General features: G+C 72.7%; 1 pseudogene. It reads left to right on the forward strand.

Annotation, left to right across the window (positions count from 1 at the left end):
* Positions 1-8: 8 nt before the first annotated feature.
* Positions 9-14588 (forward strand): annotated as a pseudogene (locus ACIBTM_RS41130) (type I polyketide synthase); the annotation flags it as partial.
* Between the last annotated feature and the right edge of the window lie 39 nt (positions 14589-14627).

Raw genomic sequence — 14627 nt, forward strand, 5'->3', positions numbered from 1 at the left:
GGCTGACCGTGTCTGACGACAAACTGCGGAGTTACCTGAAGCGGGCCATCGCGGACGCGCAAGACGCACGGGCGCGGCTGCGCGAGGTCCGGGAACGAGCCGACGAACCGCTCGCCGTCGTCGGCATGGCCTGCCGCTTCCCCGGCGGGGTGACCACGCCGGAGGAGTTCTGGGAGCTGCTGTCGGCCGGGACCGACGCGGTCGGCGGCTTCCCGACCGACCGCGGCTGGGACCTCGACAGCGTCTACGACCCGGACCCGGCGCACGAAGGCACCTCCTACGTCGCGCAGGGTGCGTTCCTGAGCGACGCCACGGAGTTCGACCCGGCGTTCTTCGGGATCAGCCCGCGCGAGGCGCTGGCGATGGACCCGCAGCAGCGGCTGCTACTGGAGACCTCGTGGGAGGCCCTGGAGCGGGCCGGGATCGACCCGGCGAAGCTCAAGGGCACCGCAACGGGTGTCTTCGCGGGCGCCTTCGCCTCCGGGTATGGCATCGGTGTTTCCATGTCGGGCCAGGCGGATTCGGGTGTCGAAAGCCACCTGATGACCGGAAACTCGACCAGCGTGCTGTCCGGGCGGGTGTCCTATGTGCTCGGTCTGGAAGGGCCCGCGGTCACCATCGACACGGCGTGTTCGTCGTCGCTGGTCGCGCTGCACTTGGCCGCGTATGCGGTCCGGTCGGGAGAGTGCTCGCTGGCGTTGGCCGGTGGTGTCACGGTGATGCCGTCGCCGGGGACGTTCGTCGAGTTCTCCCGGCAGCAAGGACTGTCCGCGGACGGGCGGTGCCGGGCGTTCTCCGAGGACGCGGACGGCACGGGCTGGGCCGAGGGCGCCGGGGTGCTGGTGGTGGAGCGGCTGTCGGAGGCGCAGCGGCTCGGCCATCGCGTGCTGGCGGTGGTGCGGGGTTCGGCGGTGAATCAGGATGGTGCGTCGAATGGGTTGACGGCGCCGAATGGTCCTTCGCAGCAGCGGGTGATTCGGGCGGCTTTGGCGAATGCCGGGTTGTCGGCGTCCGATGTGGACGTGGTGGAAGCGCACGGTACGGGGACGAAGCTCGGGGACCCGATCGAGGCGCAGGCGTTGCTGGCGACCTACGGACGTGATCGGGACCGTCCGCTGTGGCTGGGCTCGGTCAAGTCCAACATCGGGCACACCCAGGCCGCGGCCGGGGTGGCGGGGCTGATCAAGGCGGTGCTCGCCCTTCAGCACGGCGAGCTTCCGCGGACGTTGCACGCTGAGACGCCTTCGTCCCATGTGGACTGGGCGTCGGGCGAGGTCCGGTTGTTGACGGAGAACGTGGCGTGGGAGCGGGGTGAGCGGGTCCGGCGGGCGGGGGTGTCGGCGTTCGGTATCAGCGGGACCAATGCGCACGTCATCGTCGAGGAGGCTCCGGCCGAGGAGCCCGTCGAAGTGGTCGTGACAGATGAGCCGACCGTGTGGGTGCTGTCGGGTCGCAGCGCGGACGGGCTGGCCGCGCAGGCTCGGCGGTTGCGCGGGTGGGTGGCCGGGCGCGAGCTGGACCCGGTGGATGTCGGCTGGTCGTTGGTGACTACGCGGTCGGTGTTCGAGCACCGGGCCGTGGTGCTGGGCGAGGATTTGGCGGGCGGTTTAGCGGATTTGGCGGCCGGGGTGTCGTCGGGTTCGGTGGTGTCCGGCGTCGCGGATCCGGGTGTTCGGGTGGGTTTGGTGTTCGCGGGTCAGGGTTCGCAGTGGGCGGGCATGGGCCGGGGATTGTATGAGTCGAGTCCGGTGTTCGCTGAGGTGTTTGACCGGGTTTCGGGTTTGTTGGAGCTGGAGCTGGGTGTTTCGGTTCGGGACGTCGTGCTGGATCCGGAGACACCGGGCAGTGACCAGACTTTGTATGCACAGGCTGGGTTGTTCGCCTTTGAGGTGGCGCTGTTCGAGGTGCTGCGCGCCGCGGGTGTTCGGGCGGATGCGGTGGTCGGGCATTCGGTCGGCGAGATTGCGGCGGCGTATGCGGCGGGGGTTCTCTCTCTGTCTGATGCGTGTCGGTTGGTGGCGGCGCGTGCTCGGTTGATGCAGGCGTTGCCGGTGGGTGGTGCGATGGCGGCGATCAACGCGCCGGAGGACGAGGTTGTTGAGACGCTGGTCGGTGGGGTGTCGATCGCGGCGGTGAACGGTCCGGAGTCGGTGGTGGTTTCCGGTGAAGTTGATGCGGTGGAACAGATCGTGGCGCTCTGGAAGGAGCGCGGGAACCGGGTTCGGCGGCTGCGGGTCAGCCACGCCTTCCATTCGGCGGCGATGGATCCGGTGCTGGATGAGTTGCGTCAGGTGGCTGACGGGCTCACGTATGCGCGTCCGGAGCTGTTGTGGGCGGGTGCGTTGACCGGTGAAGTGCTGACGGAGTGCGAAGCGGGCTATTGGCCCGCGCAGACGCGGGATGCGGTGCGGTATGGGGATGCGGTGGAGTCCCTTGTCGCGCAGGGGATTTCGGTGTTCTTGGAGGTCGGGCCGGACGGTTCGCTGTCCGCGCTCGGCACCGCGGACGCCGCGTTCGTCCCCTTGCAGCGCAAGGACGGCACCGGCCTGATCGCCGGGCTGGCGCAGGCTTTCGCGCACGGCGCACGCGTGGACTGGAGCACGCTGATTCCGGCGGGGAACCGAGTGCCGCTGCCCACCTACGCCTTCCAGCACCAGCGCTACTGGCCCGACGGCATTATCTCGCTGACGCCGTCGGCCGCCGCTGACACCGAGTTCTGGACCGCGGTGGACGAGGGCGATCTGGACTGGCTCGCCGGGGAACTCGACCTTGACGATCGGCTTGACGACCAGCAGCACCTCGACGTGCTCCTGCCCGCGCTGGCGTCCTGGCGGCGCCGGAAACAGGACCGCTCGACCATCGCCGACTGGCGTTACCGCACCGAGTGGACCGCGCTGCCCGAGCCCGCTCCGGCGGCTCTTTCCGGGCGCTGGCTGCTTGTCGCGCCGGAGAGCGTCGGCACGGGGCCGTATGCCGACGCGCTGTCGGCCGCGGGAGCTGAGGTCAAGGTGATCGAGGTCCCCGCCGGTGTCGTGGCGCGGGACGCGCTCGGCGCGCTGCTGGACTCCGCGCCGGCGGGCGTGCTGTCGTTGCTCGCGCTGGACGAGAACCCGCTGCCCGGACTGCCCTCCGTCCCCGGCGGACTGGCCGCGACCCTCGGGCTCGTCCAGGCGTTGGCTGAGGTCAGCGCGCCGCTGTGGGTGGCCACGTGCGGCGCGGTGGCGAACGGTGCTGCGAATCCGGTGCAGGCCCAGGCTTGGGGCCTGGGCCGGGTTGTCGGCCTGGAGCACCCGGAACGCTGGGGCGGGCTGCTCGACCTGCCGGAGACGCTGGACGAGCGTGCGGCCACGCGACTGGTCTCGGTGCTCGCCGGGGGCGTTGAGCGCGAAGTCGCGCTCCGCGACGGCGGGGTGCTGGGCCGCCGTCTCGTGCACGCCGGACGGGTTTCGCGCGAGCCGTGGACGCCGCGTGGCGACGTGTGGCTCACCGGCGGCACCGGCGCGCTCGCCGGGCACGTGTCCCGCTGGCTGGCCGAAAACGGCGCGCGTCGGCTGGTGCTCACCAGCCGTTCCGGCCCGGCCGCCGGAGTCGCGGCGCTGGTCGCCGAGCTGGCCGAGCAGGGCACGCGGGTGGACGTGCTGGCCTGCGACGTGACCGACCGCGCGGCGCTGACCGCGCAGGCCGCCTGGATCGGTCCTGAGCTGAGCACCGTGCTGCACACCGCCGGGGCGCTCGACGACGGCGTCCTCGAACACCTCTCGCCCGCGCGACTGGCCGCCGTGCTGGACGTGAAAGCCCGCGGCGCGGCGTTGCTGGACGAGGTCACCGCCGGACTGGAACTGGACGAGTTCGTGCTGTTCTCCTCGGCCGCCTCGACCCTCGGCGCGGCGGGACAGGGCAACTACGCGGCCGCGAACGCGTACCTGGACGCGCTGGCGGAGCACCGTCGGGCGCGAGGACTGCCCGCGCTGGCCGTGGCGTGGGGCGCGTGGGCGGGCGGCGGCTTCGCCGACTCCAGCGCGGCCGCGCGCACCCGGACCAGCCGCGGCGGCATGCGGCCGATGGAGCCGCAGCTCGCGGTCCGCGCCCTCGGCGAGGCGCTGCGCGGGGTCGAACCGGTGCAGACCGTGCTGGACATCGACGTGGCCGAGCTCCCGGCGGAGCTGCGGACCGCGCCGTTGCTGCGGGACCTGCCGGCGATCCGACGTCTTCCCGCCGTCGCCGCGCAGCCGCCCGCCACCGGCGAACTCGTGCGGCGGCTGACCGGGCTGAGCCCCGCTGACCAGGACGAACTGCTCACCGACCTGGTCCGCACCGAAGCGGCGATCGTGCTCGGGCACGCCTCGGCGGACGCGATCGAGCAGCGGCGGGCGTTCAAGGACCTCGGGTTCGACTCGCTGACTTCCGTCGAGCTGCGCAACCGGCTGGGGGCGGCGACCGGCGAGCGGCTGCCCGCGACGGTGGTGTTCGACTACCCGACCCCGGAAGCGCTGGCCGCGTTCCTGCGGACCGAACTGCTCGGCGAGCACCCGGAAATCGGTGCCGCCGCGCCCGCCGCCGTGTCGTCTGCCGACGAGCCGATGGCGATCGTCGGCATGGCGTGCCGGTTCCCCGGCGGTTCCAGCACTCCGGAGCAGTTCTGGGAGATGCTGGTCTCCGGCACGGACACGGTGGGGGACTTCCCCACCGACCGCGGCTGGGACCTCGACAGCGTATACGACGCCGACCGGGACAATGCGGGCACTTCCTATGTGGCGCAAGGCGCGTTCGTCGCCGACGCCGCCGGGTTCGACGCCGACTTCTTCGGGATCAGCCCGCGTGAGGCGCTGGCGATGGACCCGCAGCAGCGGCTGCTGCTGGAGACCTCGTGGGAGGCGCTGGAGCGCGCGGGGATCGACCCGGCGAAGCTCAAGGGCAGCGCCACCGGCGTCTTCGCGGGCGGCTACATCTCCGGCTACGGCCTCAACCTGGCCACCGAAAGCGGGGTCGAAGCGCACAGCCTGACCGGCAACGCCACCAGCGTGCTGTCCGGCCGGATCTCCTACGCCCTCGGCTTGGAAGGCCCCGCGGTCACCATCGACACCGCGTGCTCGTCGTCGCTGGTCGCCCTGCACCTGGCCGCGCAAGCGGTGCGCTCCGGCGAATGCTCGCTGGCGCTGGCCGGTGGCGTCACGGTGATGGCGACCCCGGGCATGTTCATCGACTTCTCGCGCCAGCAGGGCCTTTCCGCCGACGGGCGGTGCCGGGCCTTCTCCGACGACGCGGACGGCACCGGCTGGGCCGAAGGCGCGGGCGTGCTGGTGGTGGAGCGGCTTTCCGACGCACAGCGCAACGGGCATCCGATTCTGGCTGTAGTGGCCGGTTCCGCGGTGAACCAGGACGGTGCGTCGAACGGGTTGACGGCGCCGAACGGTCCTTCGCAGCAGCGAGTGATTCGGGCGGCGTTGGCCGATGCCGGGCTGACGGTGTCCGATGTGGACGTCGTGGAGGCGCACGGCACGGGCACGACGCTGGGCGACCCGATCGAGGCGCAGGCCGTGCTCGCGACTTACGGCCAGGACCGGGATCGTCCACTGTGGCTGGGTTCGGTCAAGTCCAACATCGGCCACACCCAAGCGGCGGCTGGTGTGGCCGGGGTGATCAAGATGGTGTTGGCTTTGCGGAACAACGAGATTCCGCGCACGCTGCACGCTGAGACGCCTTCGTCGCATGTGGACTGGACGGCGGGCGACGTTCGCCTGCTGACCGAGAACGCGCCGTGGCCGGTCAACGGTCATCCGCGCCGCGCGGGCGTGTCGTCGTTCGGGATGAGCGGCACCAACGCGCACATCATCCTGGAGGACGCGCCGGCCACGGTGCCGGCCGAACCGGAGGACGCGACGGCTCCGGTGGTGTCCGGCGCGGGTGCGCTGGTGCTGTCCGGCCGGACCGAGCCGGGACTCGCCGCACAGGCGCGTCGCCTGGACGACTGGCTGGCCGGGCGGGAGACGCGTCCGGAGGACCTGGCCTGGTCGTTGGCGACGACGCGGTCGGTGTTCGAACACCGCGCCGTGGTGATCGGCGACGGCACCGGTTTGACGGATCTGGCGGCGGGTTCGCCCTCGGGTGCGGTGGTGACCGGGTCGGCGCGGACCGGGGTCCGGCCGGTGTTCGTGTTCGCCGGGCAGGGTTCGCAGTGGCTCGGCATGGGCCGGGAACTCGCGCAGGTGAGCCCGGTGTTCGCGGCGCGGCTGGCGGAGTGCGAGGCCGCGTTAGAGTCCTTTGTGGACTGGAAGCTGTCCGAGGTGCTGGCCGAAGAGCTGACGACGGCGGATGTGGTGCAGCCCGCGTTGTGGGCGGTGATGGTGTCGTTGGCCGCGGTGTGGGAAGTGGCCGGGGTGCGCCCGGAGGCGGTCGTCGGCCATTCGCAGGGCGAGATCGCGGCGGCCACTGTGGCGGGGATGCTGTCGGTCGAGGACGGTGCGCGGGTGGTGGCGCTGCGCTCGAAGACGTTGAAGGCGTTGGCGGGTCTGGGCGGCATGCTGTCGGTGAGCGCCGCTGCCTCTGAAATGGAGGAACGGCTCGGCCGGTGGGGTGATCGACTGTCGCTCGCAGCTGTGAACGGTCCGGCCGCGGTGGTCGTCTCCGGCGAACCGCAGGCGTTGGCCGAGTTGAAGTCCGAGTTGGATGCCGAGGGTGTCCGGGCGCGGATGGTGGCGGTGGATTACGCATCGCATTGTGCGCAGGTGGAGGGCCTGGAAGCGGAGATCCGTGCGGTGTTGGCGGGGATCGAGCCGCGGCGGGGCCGGGTGCCGATGGTGTCGGCGATGTCCGGGGAGACTTTGACGGGCGAGGAGCTGGATGCCGGGTATTGGTACGAGAGTCTGCGTGCGCCGGTGATGTTCGACCGCGCGATCCGGGCTGTGGCGGGCAGCGGGAACCGGATGTTCATCGAGGTGACCCCGCATCCGGTGCTGCTCGGCGCGATGAACGACACCTTGGACGAACTGGCCGCCGACGCCGAGTCGGGAACCGCCCCGGTCTGCGGCACGTTGCAGCGCGACGACGGCGGCGCGGTCCGGCTGCTCACCTCGTTCGCCGAGGCTTTCGTGCACGGCGTGACCGTCGACTGGACGAAGGTGCTGCCCGTCGGGAACCGGGTCGAGTTGCCTACCTACGCCTTCCAGCACGAGCGGTTTTGGCCGCAGGGCATGCTTTCGCTCTCGCCTCACGGCGGCACGGACCCGGCCGCGCTGGGGTTGTCCGCGGTCGGGCACCCGCTGCTCGGCGCGGCGATGGAACTCGCCGACGGCGCGACGGTGTGCTCCGGCCGGCTCTCCACACGTACTCAGCCATGGCTGGCCGACCACGCCGTCGGCGGCGTGATCCTGTTTCCCGGCACCGGATTCGTGGAGCTGGCGGTGCGCGCGGGCGACCAGGTGGGCCGCGGCAAGGTGGAAGAACTGACCTTGCAGGCCCCGCTGGTGCTGCCCGCCGACGGCGGTGCGGTGCGGATCCAGGTCGTCGTCGCCGCGGACCGCGAGAACCTGGAGATCTTCTCCCGCCCGGACGGTTCCGCGGCGGAGTGGACCCGCCACGCCACCGGCGTGCTGGCCGCCGCGTCCGCCCCGCCCGCGGTGTCGGAGGACTTCGGCGTCTGGCCGCCTTCGGACGCGACCGCGTTGGCCGTCGACGGTTTTTACGCCGCGAAACTGTCCGATGTGTACGGTCCGGCGTTCCACGGCCTGCGCGCGGCATGGCGGCGCGGCGAGGACGTGTTCGCCGAGATCGAGCTGCCGGAGTCGGTGGCGGGCCAAGCGGATCAGTTCGGCCTGCACCCGGCGTTGCTCGACGCCGCCCTGCACGCCGCGCTGCTGGAGGACTCCGGCGACGAGATCCGGATGCCGTTCGCGTGGACCGGCGTCGAACTCCACGCCGAGGGCGCTTCGGTGCTGCGAGCCAAAGTCGGGCGCGGGCGGCGCGGCGATCTTTCGCTGGTCGCCGTCGACCCCGCCGGTGCTCTGGTGGTCACGGTGGATTCGTTGACCAGTCGTCCGGTGTCCGCGCCCGCGGTCGCCGAACCGGCTTCGTCCGGCCTGCTGTTCGCCGAACAGTGGACCCCGGCCGCCGAAGCCGCGATCCCGGCCGGTGCCTGGGCGGTGCTCGGCGACGACCCCTTCGGCCTGGCCGAAGAGCCGGCCGTAGCGGGCCTCCCGATGCAGACCTACCCGGACCTCGCCGGACTGGCGGCCGCGGACCCCGTTCCCTCGATCGTGCTCACCAGCGTCGCCGGGGCCGGCTCGATGCCCGAAGCCGCGCACACCGCCGCCGCGGCGGCGCTCGAACTGGTCAAGGACTGGCTGGAGGAACCGCGCCTGGACGCGGCGCGGCTGGTGGTGGTCACCCGGTCCGGCGCCGCGGTCGCCCCGGGCGAGGCCGTGGCCGACCTCGCCGCGGCTGCCGTCCGTGGGCTGCTGCGTTCGGCACAGGCGGAGAACCCCGGCCGGTTCGTCCTCGTGGATCTGCCCATCGAAAACGCCGGAATCGCCGCGCTCCCCGCCGTGCTCGGCGGGGAGGAACCGGAGCTGGCGTTGCGGGAGAACGGCGTCTTCGGACGCCGCGTGGTCCGTTCGTCTGGCAACACGATGGCGGTTGAACGACCCGACGCGGGCCCCGACGGTCCCCGTTCGCTGCTGGTCACCGGCGGCACCGGCACCCTCGGCGGCCTGGTCGCCCAGCATCTGGTGCGCACCGGCCGCGCCCAGGAAGTGCTGCTGACCAGCCGGTCCGGCCCGGCCGCCGCCGGAGCGGCCGCGCGCGCCGCGCAGCTGGCGGAACTGGGCGCCGCGGTCCGGATCGTCGCGTGCGACGCGGCCGACCGCGACGCGCTGGCCGCGCTGCTGGACACCGTCGGAGAGGACTGCCCGCTCGGCGAGGTCTTCCACGCGGCCGGGATCATCGACGACGGCCTGGTCGCCGGGCTCACCGCCGACCGCCTGTCCGCGGTCCTGCGCCCGAAGGCCGACGCCGCCTGGCACCTGCACGAACTCACCCGGCACCTGGACCTGCGGCAGTTCGTGCTGTTCTCCTCGGCCGCGGCGACCTTCGGCGCGCCGGGACAGGGCAACTACGTCGCCGCCAACACCTTCCTCGACGCGCTCGCCGGACACCGCCGGGCAGCGGGCCTGACCGGCACTTCGCTGGCCTGGGGCCCGTGGGTGCACGAGGCGGGCATCGGCCGCGACCTCGGCGAACAGTCGTTGTCGCGGATCAGCCGCTCCGGCGTCACCGCGCTCGGCGCCGACGAGGGTCTCGCGGTGATGGACGCGGCGCTGGCCACCGAAGACGCCGTGCTCATCCCGGTCCGCCTGGACGTGGCGGCCCTGCGCGGCGCCGACGTCCCGCCGCTGTGGCGGGCGCTGGCCGGTGCTCCCGCGCGGCGCACCGCTGCTTCGGCCCCGGCTGCTGACAGCGACTCCCTTCGCAAGCGGCTGGCCGCGGCCAGCCGCCAGGAACGCGACCGGATGCTGCGGCAGCTGGTGCTGGCGCACGTGGCCGCGGTGCTCGGGCACGCCTCGGCGGCTTCGATCGGCGCCGACCGCGCGTTCACCGATCTGGGCTTCGACTCGCTGACCGCGGTGGAACTGCGGAACCGGCTGCGGGCCGAAACCGGGCTGCGGCTGCCCGCCACGCTGATCTTCGACCACCCCACGCCTGCCGCGCTGGCCGTTTCGCTGCGCGGCGAGCTGATCGGCGACCTGTCCGCACCGCACCCGGCCCCGGCCGCGCGGCGGGCCGGAACGGACGAGCCGATCGCGATCGTCGGCATGGCCTGCCGGTTCCCCGGCGGCGCGGCCAGCCCGGAGGAGCTGTGGGAGCTGCTGTCCTCCGGCGGCGACGCGATCGAATCCTTCCCGGCCGACCGAGGCTGGCCGGTGGACGAGCTCTACGACCCGGAGTCCGAGCAGGCCGGGACCACCTACACCAAGGAAGGCGGTTTCGTCCGCGACGTCATCGGTTTCGATGCCGGGTTCTTCGGGATCAGCCCGCGCGAGGCGCTGGCGATGGACCCGCAGCAGCGGCTGCTGCTGGAGGTGTCCTGGGAGGCGTTCGAACGCTCCGGCATCGACCCGGCGAGCCTGTCGGGCAGCCAGACCGGCGCCTTCATCGGCGGCTACGGCTCGGGTTACGCGGCGGCGGGTCTGGACGGCAGTGCGGAGTTCGAGGGTGCCGAAGGCCACCTGATGACCGGCAACGCGACCAGCATCCTTTCGGGCCGCCTGTCGTACTTCTTCGGGCTGGAGGGCCCGGCGGTCACGATGGACACCGCGTGTTCCTCGTCGCTGGTCGCGCTGCATCTGGCGGCGAAGGCGCTGAGCGCGGGGGAGTGCTCCCTCGCGCTGGCCGGCGGAGCCACGATCATGGCCAGCCCGGACGGGTTCGTCGCCTTCTCGCAGGCACGCGGTCTGGCGGCGGACGGCCGGTCGAAGGCGTTCGCCGAGTCGGCCGACGGCATGGGCATGGCCGAGGGCGTCGGCATGCTGGTGGTGGAGCGGCTCTCCGACGCGCGGCGCAACGGGCATCCAGTGCTGGCGCTGGTCCGGGGTTCCGCGGTGAACCAAGACGGGGCCTCGAACGGTTTGACGGCGCCGAACGGTCCGTCGCAGCAGCGGGTCATCCGCGCGGCGCTGGCGAGCGCCGGCCTTTCGCCGTCCGAAGTGGACGCGGTGGAGGCACACGGCACCGGCACGAAACTCGGCGACCCGATCGAAGCGCAGGCGTTGCTGGCTACCTACGGCCAAGACCGCGACCGCCCGTTGTGGCTGGGTTCGGTGAAGTCGAACATCGGCCACACCCAGGCCGCGGCCGGCGTGGCGGGCGTGATGAAGATGCTGCTGGCGCTGGGACACGAGCAGCTGCCGAAAACCCTGCACGCGGCCGAGCCGTCCTCGCAGATCGACTGGACGGCCGGGAAGGTCGAGCTGCTCGCCGAACCGGTGGCCTGGCCTTCCGGCGGACAGCCGCGCCGGGCCGGGATTTCCTCGTTCGGCATCAGCGGCACCAACGCGCACATCATCCTCGAGGAGGCCCCGCCGGAGGACGCCGAACCACGTCCGGACGCCGAGCCCCTGCTGCGCGGACCCGGTGCCTGGCTGGTGTCCGGCCGCTCCGCGGAGGGCCTCGTCGGACAGGCGGGCCGGCTGCGCGAATGGGCGGTCGCGCATCCGGAGACCGACCCCGCCGACGTGGCGTGGTCGCTGGCGACGACCCGCTCGGCGTTCGCGCACCGAGCCGTCGTCCTCGGCGAGGACCGGACGAAACTGCTGGCCGGACTGCACGAGCTGGCGACCGGAGGCACCACCGGCACGGTGGTGGCCGGAACGGCCCGCCCCGGCGGCGCGGTGACGTTCGTCTTCCCTGGCCAGGGCTCCCAGTGGGCGGGCATGGGCCGGGAACTGGCGGAGGCCAGCCCGGTCTTCGCGGCCCGGCTCGCCGAATGCGAGCGGGCACTGGCGCCGTTCGTCGACTGGAACTTGACGGAGGTGCTCTCCGGCGAACTGCGCACCGCGGACCTGGTGCAGCCCGCGCTGTGGGCGGTGATGGTCTCGCTGGCCGCGGTGTGGGAAGCGGCCGGAGTAGCGCCGGATGCGGTGGTGGGGCACTCGCAGGGCGAGATCGCCGCCGCCACCGTCGCCGGGATGCTGTCCCTGCGGGACGGCGCGCGGGTTGTCGCGCTGCGCTCGAAGTCGTTGAAAGTGCTTGCGGGCGCGGGCGGGATGCTGTCGGTGACGCTGCCCGCCTCTGCGGTTGAACAGCGGATCTCCCGCTGGGGAGACCAGCTCGCGCTGGCCGCGGTCAACGGCCCGGCCGCCGTGGTCGTCTCCGGCACTCCCGAAGCGCTCGCGGAGCTCAAGGACGAACTCGACGCCGAGGGCGTGCGCGCCAAGATGGTCGACGTCGATTACGCGTCGCACTCCGCGCAGGTGGCGCGGCTGGAAGACGAGATCCGTGCGGTGCTGGCCGGGATCGAGCCGCGTCGTGGCCGGGTCCCGATGGTGTCGGCGATGACCGGCGAAACCCTGACCGGCGAAGAACTCGACGCCGGGTATTGGTACGCGAGCCTCCGTGCCACCGTGCGTTTCGACCGTGCGGTGCGGACGCTGGCCGACGAGGGACATCAGCTGTTCGTCGAGGTCAGCCCGCATCCGGTGCTGCTCGGCGCGACGACCGACACGCTGGAGGAAGCCGCCGCGGCCGCCGCCCCCGGCACGGAACCGGCCGCGGTGTGCGCGACGCTGCGCCGCGACGACGGCGGCGCGACCAGGATGCTCACCTCGTTGGCACAGGCGTATGTCACGGGAGCCGGGGTGGACTGGACCGCGGTGCTCCCGGTCGCCGAGCGGATCGCCTTGCCCACCTACGCCTTCCGGCACGACCGCTACTGGCCGACCGGGGCGTCCGCCGCCGGCGCGGTGCGCGGCGGCGACGGTTCGCGCGCCGAAGCCGAATTCTGGGCGGCGGTGGAGAGCGGCGACCTGGCCCAGATCGCCGACACCCTGGCATTGGAGGACCAGGAGCAGTTCAGCGCGGTGCTGCCCGCGCTGGCGTCCTGGCGGCGCCGGGACCAGGAGCAGTCGGTGACCGCGAGCTGGCGCTACCGCATGTCGTGGGCGCCCCTGCCGGAACCCGATCCCGTGCTGCTGAACGGAACTTGGCTGCTCGTCGTCCCCGAAGGCGGCTTCGCCGAGACGCTGCGGAGGGACTGCGCCACAGCGCTGACCGTACGGGGCGCCGAGGTCGTGGTCGCGGAGATCCCCGCCGGGCACGCCGCCCGGCACGAGCTTTCGCCGGTGCTCGACCGAGCCGTCGACGGCGCGCCGATCGCCGGGGTGCTCTCGCTGCTGGCGCTCGACGAAGCTCCGCTGCCGGACCATCCGATGGTGGCCGCCGGACTCGCCGCCACGCTGGGCCTGGTGCAGGCGTTGGGTGACGCCGGGGTGCTCGCGCCGCTGTGGCTGGCGACCAGCCAGGCGGTCGCGGCCGTGCCCGGCGAGGTGCCCTCGGGCGTCGTGCAGGCGCAGGTGTGGGGGCTGGGCCGGGTCGTCGGACTCGAACACCCGGACCGCTGGGGCGGGCTGCTCGACCTGCCCGCCGAGATCGACGAGCGGGCGGGCGCGCGGCTGGCCGCGGTGCTGGCCGACGGCGACGAGGACCAGGTCGCCCTCCGCCGGTCCGGGGTGCTGGGCCGCCGGATGGCGCGGGCAGGACGCCCGCGGCGAGGCGGGTCCTCGTGGCGGCCGCGCGGCAGCGTGCTGATCACCGGCGGCACCGGCGCGATCGCCGGGCACGTCTCGCAGTGGCTGGCCGAACGCGACACCGAGCGGCTCGTGCTCACCAGCCGGTCCGGCTCCTCGGCCGCGGGCATCGCGGCGCAGGCGGCGGGGCTGGCCGAACAGGGCAGCCGGGTGGACGTGCTGACCTGCGACGTCGGCGAGCGGGCCGAGGTCGCCGGGGTGCTCGACTGGATCGGGCGCACCGGACCGGAGCTGTCCTCGGTGATGCACACCGCCGGCGTGCTCGACGACGGCGTGATCGACCGGCTCTCCACCTCGCGCTTCGAGAAGGTCCTCTCGGCCAAGGCCACCAGCGCGGGCCACCTGGACGAGCTGACCGCCGAGCTGGACCTGGATGCGTTCGTGCTGTTCTCCTCAGCGGCTTCGACGCTGGGCTCGGCAGGGCAGGGCAACTACGCGGCGGCGAACGCCTACCTGGACGCGGTGGCGGAGAACCGGCGCGCGCGGGGCCTCAGCGGTCTGTCGGTGGCGTGGGGCCTGTGGGGCGGCGGCGGTCTCGCCGAGTCCAAGGACGCGATCAAGAGCCGGATGAAGCGGCTGCCGATGCCCGCGATGGATCCGCGCCTGGCGGTGCGGGCGCTGGGCGAATCGCTCGACGGGTCCGATGCCGTGGTGACGGTGATGGACGTGGACTGGAGCCAGCTGGCCAACCTGGCGCAGCGCCCGCTGGTGCGGGACCTGCCCGAGATGCGGCAGCTGGCCGCGGCTCCGGCCGCGGCCGCGCCGGAAGCGGGCGACCTCGCCCAGCGGCTGGCGGGGCTCGAACGGGCCGACCAGGAACGGCTGCTCACCGATCTGGTGCGCGCGGAGGCCGCGGTGGTGCTCGGCCACCCGTCGGCGGACGCGGTGCAGGCGAGCCAGGCGTTCAAGGAACTCGGCTTCGATTCGCTGACCGCGGTGGAGATCCGGAACAGGTTGAACACCGCCACGGGGCTGCGGGTCCCGACTACGTTGATTTTCGACTACCCCACCCCGGTGGCGGTGGCCGCCTGGCTGCGGTCCGGGCTCGTCGGCGACGACGCGGCCGGGGTCCCGGTGCTGGACGAGTTGGACCGGCTGGAGGCAGCGCTGACGAAGCCGGCGGCCGGGCGGGAGATGGAGGACCGGATCACGCGTCGGCTGCAGACGATCCTGTCGGCGTGGATCACGAAGCAGGGCGGAGCGGAAGCCGAGGGCAGCGAGGTCGAACTCGGCTCGGCGTCGCCCGACGAGGTGTTCGAGTTTCTCGACAAGGAACTGGGCCTGTCCGACTAGGTGCTGCGGGCTTGTTTGACGTCACGGTGTTGCTAAGGG

The organism is Amycolatopsis sp. NPDC049868, assembly GCF_044461365.1.
In the GTDB taxonomy this organism is placed as follows: domain Bacteria; phylum Actinomycetota; class Actinomycetes; order Mycobacteriales; family Pseudonocardiaceae; genus Amycolatopsis.